The sequence below is a fragment of the Salinimicrobium tongyeongense genome (assembly GCF_026109735.1).
Classification (GTDB): Bacteria; Bacteroidota; Bacteroidia; order Flavobacteriales; family Flavobacteriaceae; genus Salinimicrobium; species Salinimicrobium tongyeongense.
In genome coordinates, this window is record NZ_CP069620.1 from 1,215,331 (window position 1) to 1,232,929 (window position 17,599).

Sequence of the window (17,599 nt, forward strand, 5' to 3'; positions counted from 1 at the left end):
TATTCCAGATTATACCAAATAGAAGAAAGTAAATACAAATACCCATACAAGGTCTACAAAGTGCCAGTACAGACCAACTTTTTCTACCATTTCATAATGCCCCCTTCGCTCGTAAGTACCAATAAGCACGTTAAAGAAGATAATGATATTGATCAACACCCCTGTTAGTACGTGGAAACCGTGGAAACCTGTAATGAAGAAGAAAAAGTCTCCAAAAAGAGGGTTTCCATATTCGTTTTTCTGAAGGTTTGCACCTTCAATAACACCAATCCCTTCATTCTGAAGTTTGGCCAAAGATGCCTGTCTTGTAAGAATTACTTTCTCACCTGTCTCTGTCAGCTGCTGGGTTCTGATAAGAAGGTCGGGGTTTGCTTCAAAACCGGCGAGTACATCTTCGATGGTAAAACGCGCCAAAGTGGGCTCATCTGTAAACCAAAGGCCGTTTGAACGCTCATGCTGAATTCTTTCTTTTGGTGCAGCAACCACAAATTCATCAAGTGCCACGCGGTGCCCTTCAGTATCTATCACCTGCAGCACGTTCCCACCCCTGGTTTCAATAGCACCATAGGTTCCCTGAATGAAGTTTTTCCACTCCCATGCCTGTGACCCAAGGAAGATAATACCCCCAATGATGGTCAACAACATGTAAAGGGTTACTTTGCCCCTCTTCATTTGATGGCCGGCGTCTACCGCCAAAACCATGGTCACAGAAGAAAAAATAAGGATAAAGGTCATTAAAGCCACATAGTACATTGGGGCATCTACCCCGTGCAAGAAAGGAAAGTGGTTAAAAACCTCATCGGCAATAGGCCAGCTGTTAGAAAATTTGTATCTCGCAAAACCGTAAGAGGCAAGAAAACCGGAAAAAGTAAGCGCATCAGACAATATGAAGAACCACATCATCATTTTGCCATAGCTCACTTTCAAAGGTTGATTCCCACCGCCCCATGTTTTTCCTTCGGTACCTGTTCTGGTAACAGTCGCTTCCATAGAAAGAGTTTGATTTTTAAAGTATGGGCAAAAATAGGTTTTTTATTTATCTAAAGAAATATAAAAATAAAAACAGGTATATCCAAAGGGCATCAACAAAGTGCCAGAAGGTAGCACCAAGTTCTAATCCAAGTGTTTGCCCTGCATGGTACTTCTGTTTAAAATGGTTATAAATTATTACCAAAAGCACAATTATTCCTCCTAAAAGGTGCACTAAATGCGACCCAACGATCAAATAAAGGAAAGAAGTAGTAACACTACTGGCACTTCCGGTAAAGAAATATCCGGTTTCCAGCAACTCATTGAAACTCTGGAACTGCAGGCCTATAAAGATAAAGCTAAGCAACAAAGTTCCCAAAAGCCCAACAGTAGCAAGCATGTGTTTATTCCGCTTTACGGCTTTTTCAGCAATGTGAAAAGCGACACTGCTCAAAAAGATCACCAGCGTGCTCCAGATAAAAGTAGCCGGTAACTGAAGATCAGATAGCCAGTCTGGCCGGTTTTTACTCACCACATAAGCACTGGTAAGGCCCGCAAACATCATAGCCATACTTATAATCCCGAACCAAAGCATCATTTTTTTGGCCCTGCCCTGTTTGTGCTGACTGGTTCCCTGTGTTAAATCCATACTCGAATTAATTTGTCTAATACATATATTATTTGCAGCAAGGTGATGTACGACACACTTGCAAGCATAAGTTTCTTTGCCGATTTTTCATCGCGCTTCCTGTAGAGCTGCACTGCATAATACAACATCCCCAAACCAAGAAGCAGTACAAGCGCGGCAGAAAGCGGCGTAATATAGAGGGCTCCTGTCATTCCCGTGGCCGGGATCAATGATACGATCAAGGTCCACAGCGTATAAAGCACAATTTGCACCGCAGTCCCTTTATCCCTCTTTCCGGTGGGCAACATGAAGAAACCACCTTTGGCGTAATCGTCATACAACCACCAGCCAAGGGCCCAAAAATGCGGAAATTGCCAGAAAAACTGGATCATAAACAGAGTTCCGGGTTCAATCCCGAAATCTCCGGTTGCGGCCACCCAGCCCAACATAAAAGGAATGGCCCCGGGAAATGCACCCACAAAAACAGAAAGCGGGGTTTTTGTCTTTAGCGGCGTATAAACACTTACATACAGTAAGATACTTATCGCACCAAACATTGCGGTGCGCGGATTGATAAGGTAGAGTATGATCAAGCCCAGCACCGTGAGCGAACTGGCGATGAGAAATGCGGTATTAACCGACATCCTTCCTGAAGGAACAGGCCTGTTGCGCGTTCTCTTCATCAAAAGATCGAGGTCTTTTTCCAGGATCTGGTTATAGGCGTTAGACGCCCCAACCAGGCAGTAACCTCCAATAGAAAGCATCACCACCGTAAGAAAGTCGATAGATTCTGCTCCTAAAAAGTATCCGGCAACCGAAGAAAATACTACGCTTACAGCCAGTCTCACCTTTGTAACCTCCTTAAGATCACTTACCAGGGATACGGCCGGACTATGTACTTGGGTGTTTTCCAAAAATGGCAATTTTGGCGCAAAGATACTTCTTAATTGGTTTTTACCAAGAACCTGACAGCGTTAAATTTAAAACTGAAGAAAAAATCAAAGATTGATAATCAATATCTTATATAGATCACATATCGAAATACCAGTTGAAAATATCGGTACGCAACCCAATATTGAACCAGTAGTTACTATTGCTAAAATGATTTAAAGTATTTACCTGTGGATCAAAATTCCGGTAAATAAAACTTCCGAAGAACTTCAGGTTAGTCACCGGATTTACTATATATCCCACTTCTGCCTGACTGAAAAATGACTGGGTGGTATTGCCCTGCCCAATTTCCACACCGGTTTCAAAAGGCCGGTCTTCTTCGGTTCTATAGATATTACCGCCGTAATAGGCGCCATTCTCAAGAAAATCGAAGCCGCGTTCCCCGTAGATGGCTTTCACGTGAGCGTAATACCTTCCGGTTTTATAGCGGGCTATGGCCACCAGCTCCCTAAAGTTGGCGCCCCACAAATGCGCCATAGATTGATTGGCATGCCCGTAATTAAGCGTGATGGTATTGTGCGAATAGGTATAAGGCCGCACCTGATTGTATTCAAGCTGTAAGTGAAGATCCTGAATATTAAATGCATTAAAATATTTTGCTCCTACCTGAAAGCCGTGTTTGTTCTTCCAGCTGCCCTCGCCCCCAAAAACATCAGTGGAAGAAAATTCATCAATGAGCCACTGCCCATAAGTAAGAAAACTGTTGTTCCATTTGTATTTTCCTGTAAGCCCAATAATGGCATTTCCCGCCTGTGCGCCGGTAGAAAATTCGATCGCCCTGTAAAAAATTACAGGATTGAGATAATTGAGGTCAAAGCCACGGTTATTGTCATTCTCCCACATCACCGATTCAAAAAAGCCGATATTAAGGCGCTTTGTGACATTATAGCTCAAGTAGTGGTTGGCCATGAACTTGGTACGGTAAGAATCCTCTCCAGTAACTTCGGGCCGCACATCGCGAAGTGACATCCAGGTGTTGGTGTATTTGATCTTCCAGAAGCTGGTATTCAGCTTAAAAAATGGGTATGGCGAAGCATTGTCGCTCAACAGCAAAGACCTGTACCCGTCACCAATAAAATTCTTCCCGTGGCCAAACTGCAAATTGATAAATTTTGCAGGGCTAAAAGAAAGATAACCTTCAGCTACAGGATAATCGTAAGCCTGGCCCATAAAAGGCTTGGCAATCCCCCGGCCGGGAATAATGGCAGCACCTTCGGTACCCGGCCTTATAGATTCTGCATATCGATTAAAATAATCTGCAAACCGCCCCTGATTTTCATAAACCACCGAGTAAAAATTGAAATTCCTGCCCAGCCCACCCTGAATAATCGCTGCCCGGGTGTTGTTATAGGTCACATCAAGCTCACTGTCAAGGTCTTTCCCAACCTGCAGGTCAAGCCCAAAATCTATCGTAAACCAGTAATCTTCGCCCTGAAATTTAAAAAGGTGCTCATTCCACAATTTTCTTTCAAACCAGGAATTAACCGATTTTTGCATGCCCAGCAACTCTTCTTCAAAGCTGTAGTACTTTTTTACTTCGGAAAACAAAAAGGGTTTGGAAGCCGAATGAAAATTGGTTCCCACCATGTTCACCTCATCTTCAAACCTGCTGTAGAACTCGTGAGATAACGGGATATTGATCTCACTCTCAAACCTTGGGTGATCAAAATCAAGAGAAGCGATTTCGCCGTATTCCCGGCTTAGCGCAAAATCCTTTTGCCGCCCCACAATTTCAGCTTTCACAACTTCCACTTCCTGCTCTACAATAACTTCGGAAGCAGCTTCAGCTTCTACAGGAATATTCACCGGCATTCGAAACTGCATGTCAATTGGCCTGCCGTTATAAGTGGCAGGAGAAATCTGCGGAAGGGTTCCAAAAATGCGATTTATTTCATCCTTTAATTCAGGATAAGCGGCATTGATATAATTTATTCTGAAATTTCCGTCGCTGGTAACTTCAAAAAGTACCACTACCTGACCTTCGTAATTATCTTCAGCAACAATTTGAGGCAGGCGAAACTGCGCCCTGATCTTCTTTTTCAGAGTGGTGGTGAAACAGGCTTCCTCCTGCTCAAAAGCCACAGCTTCACATTCAGAAAACTGCGGAAACCTCTCCGGATCTCCTTTAAAGTCCTGGGAAAAAGCGAAAAAAGGGAGGAAAAAGATGAGGAGCGGGTAAAATTTAGTCATATCCTGCACAAAGCTGAATGGATTACGGGGGAAAGATACATTTTTTTAAATATCTGGAATATGTTCCTTCAGCCAAAAAAAATCCCGCAGAAAACTACGGGATCAAAAATGCCATTTTTGAATACTTTTATTCCTGTATCCTGAAGGTTATGGGCAAAGAATAGATCACCCCCACAGGCCTGCCAGCCTGTTTACCGGGAATGAGATCGGGAAAAGCATTGATCACCCTAATGGCCTCTTCCTCCAGTTTTGGATGTGGCCCACGTGCGCCAATGGCTTTCACCGTACCGTCTGTTTGAACTTTAAAACTTACGTAAATGCGATGCAGGCCACTCAAACCTAATTTTTCGCTCAGGCCTTTATCAAAAGTGCGACCTACAAACCTGTTTACCTGTTCGCTAAAACACTGTTTCCGGGCATCATTATTTTTGAGACCTTCACATCCGGGGAAAACAGGCACCTCTTCTACCGCGTGAATATTGTAGTCTTCGATCTTTTCTTCCTCATCAATATATTCCACTTCTTCAACCGCAACAATCTCTTCAAGGGCTTCTGTAGGCGCTATCAGGGTCTCCTCCTTAAGCTCATCGTCTTTAATGATCTCTACCTCTTCAGTTATTTCCTTCGGAAGCTGGGGCGGCTTCACGTCTTCCAGCCGGGTTACCGGCACTGCTTCTTCTTCAAAAGCATAAGCCATTTGCAGCTCTGGCTGGGATACAGGCGCCGAAGGTACCTGCCATTCTATGAGTTGCCAGGCCATGAAAAGCGCGAGGACCAACCCCAATTGAAAAAATAAAATGCTCCTTTTTGAAAGATCTGCCTTTGTATTCTTCTTGTTTTTCATAATAATATATTTATAGATTAATTAATTACGGAATCAAAAGCAGATGATAAATCACCTTTTTAACTACATTAATAACATAACCTCAATAATTAAGCCGAAGAGCAGCAGCCTATCTAGATTGCACATACTTTAAGATAAACCTGAAAGTTTAGAGCAAAAAAAAATCCCGCAGTAGTTGCGGGATTTTTTTTTATTCAAAATGACTGTCCTAGTCTTGCACCCTAAAGGTGATAGGCAGGGAGTACAATACCCCAACCGGTTGACCACGTTGCTTACCAGGTTGCATTTTAGGCAGCATATTTACTACTCTTTCTGCTTCCTGCTGCAGGCGTGGGTGTGGAGCACGTGCCCCTAACACAGTAACCGAACCGTTCTTTTCAATTCTAAACTGAACGTAGATCCTGTTAATTCCTGAAAGACCAAGATCACTTCCCAAACCTGTATCAAACCTACGGTTTACAAATTCGTTGATCTTTTCACTCATACAGTTCTTACGGGCATCGTTGTTCTTCTGGTTTTCACATCCGGGAAAAACAGGCACATCTTCAATAACTGCAAACGGAACGTCCCCAATTTCTTCCTCTTCTTCAACAACCTCTACTTCTTCAACTTCCACGATTTCTTCCTGGTTAGTCTCAGTAGATTCGATCACAGTTTCTTCAACTTCTTCTTCATCCTCTACGATCTCGATAACCTCGGGTGCTGGTGGCGGTGGTGGCGGTGGTGGTGGCGGTGGTGTATTCAATTCGGTGATTGGCACATCTTCCTCCTCCAGGGCGTCCATATCAACCATTCCGGTATCAATAACCTCCCTGTCGTAGGTTTTCCACTCAATCGCCTGCCAGGTGACAAAAAGCATCACGATCATTCCAATCTGGAAGAACAGAACGCTTCTTCTGGACAAATCAGCTTTTGGGTTCTTTTTGGGTTTCATAATTCCGTTTTAATTATAGGTTGGCTAAAATAATTAATTTTTCATTAAATCTAAATTTATCTTAGCTTTTAACCTCGTTAGATTTTTCCTTAAGATCCAGACGACCACTCCGGCCACTACCACACCCGTGGTATTAGCAAGAATATCAAAAAGATCGGGTTGACGATAACTGGTTATTACACCCTGAAGAACCTCAATAAAAATGCCAAAGACTATTGAAGCCAGGGAAATAATGATTATCCTCTTAAAAAGGCCTTTTTGCTCAAAGGTAAAAAGGCCGAAGAACATCCACAGCAGGCCAAGACCAAAATAGGCGCCGCAGTGCATGGCTTTATCACTCATCCCCAGGTTTTTCACAGGCGTGTCGGCAAGGTTGATGAGAGACAGGTATAGTATAAGCCCCGTATAGATTAAGGCAGGAAAAAAGAAAAGAAGTTTAACCTTCAACAATTTCTGTGTATTCCTCGGCACTTAAAAGGTCGTCAATTTGAGAAGCGTCACTAAAGCGGATCTTCACCATCCAGCCTTCGCCATAAGGGTCTGAATTCACTTTCTCTGGCTCGTCTTCAAGACTCTCATTAAATTCGATGATCTCCCCCGAAAGTGGAGCAAACAGGTCAGACACTGTTTTTACAGCTTCAACGGTACCAAAAACCTCTTCCCTGTCAAGAGTTTCGTCTACAGTTTCTACTTCTACATAAACGATATCCCCCAACTCTCCCTGGGCAAAATCGGTAATACCTACTACTGCTACATCTCCTTCAATTCTCACCCATTCGTGATCATTGGTGTACTTTAAATCTTTTGGAATTTTCATGGTTAGTATTTTTGTATAACAAAGGTAATTTTTTAATCGTTTTAGTCAAGCTTCCCGTTTTAATTTCCGAAGTTATATCTCAAAGTCACACCCGAACGTATAGTGGTTTGAGGATATGCTGTAGAAATGGCATATTCAGAAAAACTGTGATCGTAATAAACTTCTGCAGTAAGGTTCTTGGAAAGGGCATAATCGGCCTTAAAATAAATTGCCCAAATATCCTGCCCGGCCGTTACCTGACTATTATCTATATCGAGATATCTTATCACCGTCTCGTTGTGGCGGTAAGAAACATCTGCCTTAAAGTTAAGGTCACTGCTTAGAATTCTTTGACGCCCTCCAAACTTGGTATCTATTTTAAGGTCTTTTATGCGGTAACCCAGCCCCAGCGTGTATTGGTTCCCGTTGATTTCGGTAAGCAGGTTGTTGTCAAAACTCAGTGACAGTGCCCGGTCTTTCTGAATATCGGCTAAAATCTTAACCGAATTTGCCATTTCAAGATCAACGCGAATCAACGGACTAAACTGTTCGGTGAGGTTCACGTTTGAAAACAGCAATTCACTCTTGTAGTTCCCGGCCTGGTCAACTTCCCGCTGATTCTCAGGCTTGTAATCGAGATTGCTCTGAAACTGGTTAAGGGTATAACCAGCGGTGTAGCCGTGATTAATTGAAAATCTTTTAAAATTCTTTCTGAACCATGGCAGGCGCATAAAGCCGGTGTATTTAAGGTTCCAGTTTGGAAGTGGAAAATCTCTGAAAGCACCTAATGAAACATCATCGGGGTCGGCGCCCGAATAAGCCGCTAAAAATGCCGGAAGCAGTACATTCTGACTATTCCTGCCAAAGCCCACCGGGTAACCTTCAGCATCGGTCTCATTAGGATCAAACCCGTTCGCCACTGCAAGCCTCCTTGCCACGGCCAGCCTGTTCTCCCTGAAGTCCTGGAAAGTAGCTGAAGATTCTGCCGAACTCTGGCTGAAAGCTGTCTTCAGCAGCACTGTAGAAATACTGAAGTTCCCATATGTAAGCGGGGTAAGCGGATTATACCGGCCTTCCGTGACCCTGTAATTCTCCTGAAAAGTTTCAGAATACAACCGGTTTGCGGTAAGCTGAATTGTAAGGTCGGGCAGAAGTGAAATTTCGGCGTTGATGCCAAGCTGCTCGTTTTCCACTTCGGTGTACTGCTGGTTAAAATCTTCGTAAAGGGTAAGCCAGCCTTTGCGAGCCGCCATATACCTCACGTCTTCCTGGCTCCCCACGGTAAAGCCAAAGGTAGGGTTCCAGGTTCCCAAAAATCCGATGTCATTGGTATAGCCCGGCAAAAAGATCCCGTTGTTCTCCTGGTAATTTACCTGTACTCTCCTAATGGAAGTAAGCAGCCCAATCATGGTATTATACGTTCTGTCTCCTGCACTAAGCCTGGCAACATCGGCCTGTGACGGCGCTGCTGGTTTATTGCCCAAAGTGGGCACTGCCCTGCTTCGCTCCTCGATGGTATTTGGGCCTCCCCCGGGGCGGGTCCTTTTCTTAAGCCCAATATAATCGTAAAGCGTCTGCATTTCAAGGTTTGCACTTATCTGGTGCATATTGGAATTCTGAATGCTGTTCCCAAGATCGGGTACGTCTTCAAGAGTTTCATAAATTTCGGAACCACGTTCCCACTGGAAGTTCCCTGTATAAGAATAAGTGGTTTTAAGGAAACCAAGCGCCGGGATCTTTGAAAGTGGAAGATCATAATTGAGCTGCAGCGACTGGAAATGTTGATTTGGAATCCCTGTATTGAAGAACCCGTCCCACACCCTGGTGGTGGTATCGGGATTGTTCTCATCATCAAAGTAATTTCTCACTACCCTGTTGGTCGAAGAATCAAAATTGAGCCTCAGGCTTTTGGTGAAATTGTAATTGATGGTGTACTGCCAGTCAAACAGGAAATTTCTCTGGTATAAAGTGGGAATTCCGTTAAGGAACCCAGGAGGCAGATTGATCTCCCTGAATTTTTGTTCATTGTACTGCCTGAAGATGGTAGAGGTAGCCGTAATGTTTGAGGGAAAAACGTTAAAGTTGAAATCTCTCAAAAGTGCAAAATACGCGCTACTGTCAAGGGCTTTTACATTTCGCAAAGGCTCGATATTCACCGGTGCAAATGTATAATCGTAAGTTGCGCCCACCCGCACGGTTTGATCAAAAGCATCTTCTATTTCAAAATCCCTGTGATCTACCTGGTTGTAACTTCCCGAAACACTTAAATTTTCAATATCATACGGCATGGGCTTATCGTCATTGACCCGCTCCTTGCGAAGTCCAATAACGTTAATACTTTGGCGACGGGTGTAATCTTCGGCCCTTTCTTTTAGGTCATTCCTTATCTCTTCTGTTGCGGCATTGTCAAGCACGGTCTCGAGCTCCAGGTCAAGAAATTCCGGATCATATTTGGGGGTGATCAATTCTTCGCCATAGCTGTAACTCACCGGGATTCTCACCCCCCAATTGCGCGGCAGCAACTGCCCCATATTGAGGTTGCTCACCACGTCATACTGAAGGAAATCTTCTCGGCTTCGCTGGTTTGGCCCCTGCTCCAGAGACCCAAACCCCACCGTACTCTTTCTTCCGGTAGCCGAAAGGTTTGCGAAATCGGCCACGTTGGCATCCATATTTACAATTGCTGCCCAGCCACCTTCATTATCGAGTTCAGAAAGCCGAAGTTCGTTGAACCATACTTCGCCGCAAAGGTTTCTGGAAGTGGCTTCAGAAAGGCCATTTTTGACACCCAGCATCAGCATTCTCACATTTCCGAAGCTTGGGTTTCCTTTGATTCCAACCCTTAAACGCCCCATCTCATAAGGCGCATCGGCTGCCACCATTTCTCCGGCTTCGTTAAAGAAGTTGAGCTCGGTAGAGACCAATTCAGGATTTCCAATGACGGTGGCTTTCACTTCCTGCAACAATTCGAGCGACAGGTTCATCCGGTTTTCTGCAGGCCATATTTCTGAAGCCGAAACAGCCCCAAATTCGGTAGGCTTCAGCGGAATTTCAATCTGGTAAAAGTTATCGGTAAAATCGGTACCAATCCTCATAAAGGCCACCAGTTCCCCTTCCTGCCATTTTAACCTGTTCACTACAGGCTCGGCATGAATGAACATTTCAAGGTTCTTATACTGGCGCATGTCTAACTGGAAGTTTTTATAAACCCCGCGGGCATCCTGCGGCTCCAGGTCACAAACATTAATGGCAAGCGACTGCTCGTTCTGCCTCACCGTGGTATTGTTGTTCATCAATTCTTCACGATCTACACCCGGAGGCAATACATACGGAATAGGCTGCCTGTTCTCGTTCTCTTCGATACTTACCGAAGAAACCGTGAAAGTGGTACTTTCATTGGCCGGATCAGATTTGTCTGGATCCAGGGTCTGGGTGTACCTGCGATAGTCCCCGCGCACCAAATCCATAGTTCCAAACCTCAACACGGTGGGTTCCTCAAATTCTGTGAGGTACATTCTCATGAACCTTATAGACCTGAAATCACCAATCCCTCCATTGGCCGCGGTAGGCTCATAAATTGGAATTTTAAATTGCAGCCATCTCACCGGCATCTCCTGCCCGTTGGGCAAACTTATCGTGAAGTTCTTCACATCGGTCACGTAGCGGCTGTTGTCAATATTCATATTCGGGTAAACAGGCACTTCATACTCGTAGTAACTGTCAACCGTATTCATGGTATTGTCGCGGTTAAGGTCTTCTACAGTGGGAAGCGTGCTGTTCCCGCGATTGGTATTCGAAAAATCGGGCGGGGAGTTTCCTTCAATTCCGTTGTAGTCGTAGTAGCGCTCTAAAATTCCTCCGGAAGCATTCAAAAAGTAATCGTAGTTATCGGCTGCCGGATCGGGAAGGCTTTGGAAAGCCGGATATTGCGCTGCTTCTTCAGCATCTGAAAGTCCGTCGTAACCCACATCCTGATTCAGCCTTTCCTGGCCTTCAGAATTAAACGCGTAGATAAGCGATTGGTTAGACGGCACCTTACCAAATTCTGTAGGCGTGGTATTTTGTACACCTCCGTCTACCGGAAGGCCATTTTCATATTGTTTCCTGCCGTCCTTTAAAACATCTTCTGAAATGTTCCCCAGGTTAAAGACCAGCTTTCCGCCGTCATTCCCGGCATTTTCTGAATACAGGAAAGGGTCCATCATCCAGAATTCAATGTACTCCACATTGCTCTGTTCAAAGTTGGTGGAATTTATGGCCCGGCTTATCCCTCCAAAATTTTCCGAAGGATTTGGCAGGGTATTGCCGCCGGCAGCCTGCGGATTAAAGTTATAAGGCCCACGAATGTTGGGGTAGTAAGCGAGATCCAGAGTATAAAGCACCTGCGACTGCCCCTGCACCACGTCTATATTGGGGAAAATCTCATTTAAAAATACCCTTCTGGTGGCATAGCTGGAAAGGTCGGAATCTGAAACTCCCGAAGGCCTGCTGCTTCCGTAGAAAACAGGATCTATGCTGTACCAGGCGAGTTTTGCCCTTTTATAGTTGGTCGCGAGGTTCCCGTTGGCCAGCTCACCTCCAAAACCAAGCGGCACACTCGAAAGCTCCCACCCCAGCGGATTATCTATGGCAATAGAGGTTTGTGCAGCTTCAAAATCGTCTACATAAGTGGTGGCACGGCCATTGAATTCACTTCCTTTTGGTGCTCCCGGCACTAAATACGCCACTTCACCGCGCAGCGATAAATTGGAAGCAACATCGGTGTCAATATTCGGAAGTTTGTTCACCCAGCGGGTCAAAAATGGCAATTCTGTTGAGTAATTCAGGTTAAGCCCAAGAATGGTATTGTTGATGGGCTCATAACTGTAGTTCGATTTTTGGGTTAAGGGGCGTTCGTTGAGATTGAGGTAGGTAGCCCCCATCAAAAAGTTCTCATTGAACAAATGCTCTACATGCAGCCCGGTAAAGCGCTTTGTTTGCTGCCCAAAAAGGGCATTATTCTCTGTTGATATCTGGATAGGGATATTTGAGGCCAGCAAAGCTTCATCAAGAATCTGCACCCTTCCAAACTGGTAATTCACCACGTAATCTACACCTTCCTGCAGCACCCGGCCTCCCGCCGTCACCGTAACCGACCCCTGCGGAACATTAAATGCGCCAATTGCAATCCCTTCAACATTTGAAGATTTGTAACGCCCGCGAAGCTGGAACTTATTCTTCTCTGCCTGCTCCTGCTCTGCCTGTGTTTTGGTAGTTTCGTAAAGCGCCCTGAAAACGTATTTTTGCTGATTGGCATTCCAGGTCTCCGGAATTTCATAAACCTCTGAACCGGTATTTGGATTGGGGTCAAGTTTTCTAAAAAGATAACTCCCGAAGGGTTCAACCGAGGTAAATATAATATTCCCGGTTTCAGGATTAATGGTAATTCCCGGCACAAAGTCAAAGAACCCGTCGCCTCCCGAAATAGGGTCTCCCGCAACATTGAGGTTATCGAGGTTAAACACCCTTAAAAGTGTGGTTTGCTCTACATCTTCGGGCAGGGGAACACCGTCTACACCGGTGATGTAATTGAGGGGCTGAGGATCTGTATAGACTATATTCATCCTGAAATCTTCCCGTTCCAGATTAAATGCCGCCAGGTTGTAGATGTTCTTCATCATAAGGTCCCACACCGGCTCCTCTACATTGGTAACAGAACTTTTCAGCATTTTCACCACCAGGTTTTGAGACACAGAAGATTCTACTCCCGTACCTCCCGAGGCGTCAATCCCGTCACTGGCAAATTCACCCACCTGGTAAACTTCACCTCCCACGGTGTATTGAAAAGCCACCCCAAGAATTTCATCACTTGCCAGCCGCTGGTTGAGGGAGATGTACCCCAACCTGGTATCTACCCGAAATTCGGTTGGTTTTAGCTGCCGCGCATTTTCCAGCTTTACGTAATCCCTTCCTTCTGAAACCTGCAAACCTCCAAAACCAGACTCTACCCTGGCCACATCGCGTATTGCAGGGCTAAGCACAGATTCCTGCGGACCTGTAATCCCGAATGGGTTAAGGTCGTTATTGCGGTTATCGGCAAAAGAACCTGCGGGCCGGTTAAAGAATCCTGCCGGCGGATTCTCGAGCCCCACATTTCCCGCTACCGGGGCTTCCCCAAGATCTTGTATAGCTACAATGTTACGGGTATCTGTGAGGTTCTGCACGTTATTCGTCCTGTTGGTCACCCAAACCTGAACCCGGGTGATCTGCACATTCGAATTTATAAAGGGGTAATCTTCAAGAGCATCGTCATAATGATCTCGGAAGTAATGAGCGAGGAAAAAGTGCTTATTCTCGTCGTATTCTATAGCGAACTTGTCGAATTCCTGAACAGTTGCGCCACCCTCAACATTTACGGTACGCCGCTCACTCTTTTGTTCAGAAAAAACTCCGGTGATCGTGGTTTTGCCAAACTGAAGCTGGGTCTTGATCCCAAACAGGCTCTGTGCCCCCTGTATCAAAGCTGAATTTAGGGGCATGTTGATATTCCCCACCTCGATCTTTTGGATAATATCATCTTCGGTAGGGGTGTACTCGAGTTTTAACTGGTTCTGAAAATCGAAAGTTGACTCTGTATCGTAATTTGCGGTCACTTTAAGGCGTTCGCCAACATTTCCAAGCAGGCTCAACTGAATTCGCTGATCAAAATCGAAGGTGAACGAACTCCTGTTACGGGGCGAGAAAGCAGGGTTATCCCTTTTTGAATACAAAACCCCCAGGTCAAGCGCGACCGATCCCTGCGGAATAAATTCAATGTCGCCCCCTCCAAATATATTCTGAAAGAAATCTGAGTTCACATAAAATCCCGGAAGCAGATCTCTCTGCCCTTCCTCGGTACCTTCTTTCCTTCCCGATAAAGCATCTGATTTTTCTTTGAAATACTGCTGCATTTCCTCCTGTATCACCAGCTCCTGGTACTCTTCGGGAGTAAGGATGAGAGGGGCGGTTATATTCAGCCTGCCCAGGGTTTCGGTATAAATATACCGGTCTATAACCGGATCATAAGTGTAAGAAGCAACTATGCTATTGGGATCAGGCAAGCGGAGTTTCCCCAGAGAATACCCCGTTTTTGTAGTGTCCTGTTGAACGAGTGTATCCTGTGCCAGGGCAGGCGACGAAAATACCAGTACACCAATAAGTGCAAGGGAGATTGAAAGCCAAAACCTGAAATTGTAATTTTGCTCCAAAGGAGTCATAGTTTTTTAAGTGCCTGCTTTATAAGAGATTCTACTGAAGCATCGGGTTCTGCCTTCACAATTTTCTCCACTACTTTTTCGGATTGCTTTCTTGTATAACCCAGGGTCTCTAAAGCTGATAACGCTTCTTCACGATTTGTATTGCTTTGTGTTGCCGAAACTTCTTCAATACCAAAGACTTTTACGATTTTATCTTTAAGATCTATAATAACCCGCTGCGCCGTTTTTGCCCCAATCCCTTTTATTCCCTGAATTGTCGCCACATCCCCGGCAGCTATTGCCTCCATGATCTGCACGGGCTCAAGCGAAGATAACATGCTGCGGGCAGTGCTCGCCCCCACTCCAGAAACCGAAATTAAAAGCCTGAAGATCTCCCGCTCAGTCTTTCCCCAAAAGCCATACAGGGTATGGGAATCTTCTTTCACCTGCAAATGTGTGTACAGCTGCAGGGATTCCTGCGAAGGAATCTGGGAAAAAGTGTTAAGCGAAATATGAATGAAATAAGCCACCCCGTTGCAATCAATCACCACATTCGTCGGATTTTTTTCAACCAGTCGGCCTTTAATACTATAGATCATGGAAAATAGACAGTTAAGGCGTCAAATGTAGTAAAATTTGCAGGATGAAGAAATAAGAAAATCCCTTTGCCCACGGTACTCAAAAAAGGTATTTTTCCGCATCATTTTTTCAGTTCTCCAGCTAAACATCTCTATGATCTTTCTTAATACTACTCCAGCGCAATAATTTATTTCTTATCGCTTTGCCCTGCGCTCCTTCTCCTGTGCATCAACCACTGCTACGGCAGTCATGTTCACAATTTCTTCAACGCTCGCACCCAATTGCAGCACGTGCACCGGCTTGTTCATCCCCATAAGGATTGGCCCCACAGATTCTGTTTTGTTGAGCTCTTTTAACAACTTATAGGTGCTGTTACCCGAATCGAGGTTGGGGAAAATAAGGGTATTCACCTTACGCCCCGCCAGTTTTGAAAAAGGAAATTTTTTCTGTAACAGTTCGCTGTTCAAGGCAAAATCGGTTTGCATTTCCCCATCTACAATAAGGTCGGGGTAAAAACGGTGCAAATAATCTACGGCGTCTTTCACTTTTTCGGCCTTTTCATTCTTTGAAGAACCAAAGTTTCCGTAGGAGATCATGGCAATGACCGGTTCCATTCCGAAGAGCTTCACGGTACGGGCGGTCATTTGTGCTATTTTAGCCAGCTCTTTTGCGCTGGGATCCACATTTACAGAAGTATCGCTAATAAACAAGGGCCCGCGGGAAGTGTTCATCAAATTGGTGGCGGCTACTTTTGAAACCCCTGCGGCCTTGCCTATGAGCTCAAGCATAGGCTTGAGCACAGTGGGATAAGCCCTGGAGTAGCCCGAGATCAAAGCATCGGCATCGCCGGCGTTCACCATCATTGCAGCAAAATAATTGCGCTGCCTCATGAGAAGCTGCGCATCATAACGGGTAACCCCCTTGCGCTTCCGGGTTTGCCAGTAAACTTCGGCGTATTTGGTACGGCGGTCATTCTCGTCATCGCTTTTGGAGTCGATAATATCCACATCATCGGCATGAAAATCGATTTCCCGCATCAGTTCTTCAATCACATCGCGGCGGCCCAGCAGGATTGGTTTTGCTATACCTTCATCATGCGCAATTTGAGCTGCCTTAAGCACATCGAGGTGATCGGCTTCAGCAAAAACCACGGTCTTCGGGCTCATTTTGGCCCGGTTCATAAGCAGGCGCGTGATCTTATTGTCATTGCCCATTCGCTCGAGCAGTTCATGCTCATAGCGTTCCCAATCGAGAATAGGATTTTTGGCGACCCCTGTTTCCATCGCGGCTTTTGCCACTGCCGGCGGCACCTGGGTAATCAATCGGGGATCGAAAGGTTTGGGAATGATATAATCTTTCCCAAACAGCAGCTTGGTTTCGCCATAGGCGATATTCACCTGCTCTGGCACCGGCTCTTTTGCCAAAGCCGCAAGTGCCTTTACCGCAGCCATCTTCATCTCTTCATTGATCTTGGTGGCGCGCACATCGAGAGCTCCGCGGAAAATAAACGGAAATCCCAGTACGTTGTTCACCTGGTTGGGATGATCGCTGCGGCCCGTGGCCATAATGATATCTTTGCGGGTAGCCACGGCCAGGTCATAATCTATTTCGGGTTCGGGGTTTGCCATGGCAAAAACGATAGGGCGTTTTGCCATTTTCTTCAGCATTTCGGGTTTTACGATATTCCCCACCGAAAGCCCCAGGAAAACATCGGCTCCATCCATGGCCGCCGATAAATTTTCGTATCTTTTCTTTACCACAAACCTCTTCTGAAGTTCAGAAAGGTCTTCGCGGTCTTTGTGCAACGCTCCGTTCACATCAAACATCACGATGTTCTCAATTTTCACGCCCAGGGCAACATAGAGGTTGGCACAGGCAATGGCTGCCGACCCGGCTCCCGAGATCACAACTTTTACCTTGCCTATCTTCTTATTGGCAAGATCTAGCGCATTGAGCAGAGCCGCCGAAGAAATAATTGCTGTACCGTGTTGATCGTCGTGCATCACCGGAATATCAAGCTCGGCCTTCAACCTGCTTTCAATCTCGAAAGCTTCGGGCGCAGCAATATCTTCCAGGTTTATCCCTCCAAAAGTGGGAGCTATATTTTTAACAGTATCCACAAAGGCATCCACATCTTTGGTATCTACTTCAATGTCAAACACATCGATATCGGCAAAGATTTTAAAGAGCAGACCCTTGCCCTCCATCACCGGTTTGGAGGCTTCGGGCCCAATATCGCCAAGCCCGAGCACGGCTGTACCATTAGAGATCACCGCCACCAGGTTGCCCTTGGTCGTATACTTGTAAACGTTTTCTTTATTTTTATGGATTTCCAGGCAGGGCTCGGCCACCCCGGGTGAATAAGCCAGTGAAAGATCGCGTTGAGTAGAATATTTTTTTGTTGGCACCACCTGTATTTTACCCGGGTGCGGCTTTGCGTGATATACCAGCGCTTCACGTCTTTTGCGTTCGTTCCTCATAATTCCCCTGTTTT

11 protein-coding genes are annotated in these 17,599 nt (G+C 45.4%); all 11 read right to left on the reverse strand.

The window, feature by feature from the left end; genetic code table 11:
- Nucleotides 1-9 precede the first annotated feature (9 nt).
- Nucleotides 10-990 carry a cytochrome c oxidase subunit 3 gene (locus JRG66_RS05350; protein WP_265164765.1) on the reverse strand — a complete coding sequence of 327 codons (981 nt, stop codon included), beginning with the start codon at nt 988-990 and terminating at the stop codon, nt 10-12.
- Between the two features lie 46 nt (nt 991-1,036).
- Nucleotides 1,037-1,618, reverse strand: coding sequence for a cytochrome c oxidase subunit 3 (locus JRG66_RS05355; RefSeq protein ID WP_265164766.1), 582 nt, complete (start codon nt 1,616-1,618; stop codon nt 1,037-1,039).
- Complete coding sequence (gene cyoE, locus JRG66_RS05360; protein ID WP_265164768.1) at nt 1,609-2,511, reverse strand: heme o synthase; 903 nt, start codon at nt 2,509-2,511, stop codon at nt 1,609-1,611. Before cyoE ends, JRG66_RS05355 begins: the two co-directional genes overlap by 10 nt.
- 115 nt (nt 2,512-2,626) lie before the next feature.
- Nucleotides 2,627-4,738, reverse strand: coding sequence for a gliding motility outer membrane protein RemB (gene remB, locus JRG66_RS05365; protein ID WP_265164769.1), 2,112 nt, complete (start codon nt 4,736-4,738; stop codon nt 2,627-2,629).
- 127 nt (nt 4,739-4,865) lie between these two features.
- Nucleotides 4,866-5,582 carry an energy transducer TonB gene (locus tag JRG66_RS05370; RefSeq protein ID WP_265164770.1) on the reverse strand — a complete coding sequence of 239 codons (717 nt, stop codon included), beginning with the start codon at nt 5,580-5,582 and terminating at the stop codon, nt 4,866-4,868.
- A gap of 208 nt (nt 5,583-5,790) precedes the next feature.
- Nucleotides 5,791-6,516 (reverse strand): energy transducer TonB, encoded by a 726-nt coding sequence (locus JRG66_RS05375; protein WP_265164771.1) that lies wholly within the window; start codon nt 6,514-6,516, stop codon nt 5,791-5,793.
- A 33-nt stretch (nt 6,517-6,549) separates the two neighbouring features.
- Nucleotides 6,550-6,963 (reverse strand): VanZ family protein, encoded by a 414-nt coding sequence (locus tag JRG66_RS05380; RefSeq protein WP_265164772.1) that lies wholly within the window; start codon nt 6,961-6,963, stop codon nt 6,550-6,552.
- Nucleotides 6,953-7,333 (reverse strand): glycine cleavage system protein GcvH, encoded by a 381-nt coding sequence (gene gcvH, locus JRG66_RS05385; protein ID WP_265164773.1) that lies wholly within the window; start codon nt 7,331-7,333, stop codon nt 6,953-6,955. Before gcvH ends, JRG66_RS05380 begins: the two co-directional genes overlap by 11 nt.
- Nucleotides 7,334-7,392: 59 nt before the next feature.
- A complete protein-coding gene (sov, locus tag JRG66_RS05390) occupies nt 7,393-14,547 on the reverse strand; it encodes a T9SS outer membrane translocon Sov/SprA (protein WP_265164775.1) in 7,155 nt (2,384 codons plus the stop codon).
- Entirely contained in the window at nt 14,544-15,125 is a 582-nt protein-coding gene (ruvA, locus tag JRG66_RS05395; RefSeq protein ID WP_265164776.1) for a Holliday junction branch migration protein RuvA, read from the reverse strand. The genes sov and ruvA overlap by 4 nt, the downstream gene beginning before the upstream one ends.
- A gap of 174 nt (nt 15,126-15,299) precedes the next feature.
- Nucleotides 15,300-17,585 carry an NADP-dependent malic enzyme gene (locus JRG66_RS05400; protein WP_265164777.1) on the reverse strand — a complete coding sequence of 762 codons (2,286 nt, stop codon included), beginning with the start codon at nt 17,583-17,585 and terminating at the stop codon, nt 15,300-15,302.
- Nucleotides 17,586-17,599: the final 14 nt, after the last annotated feature.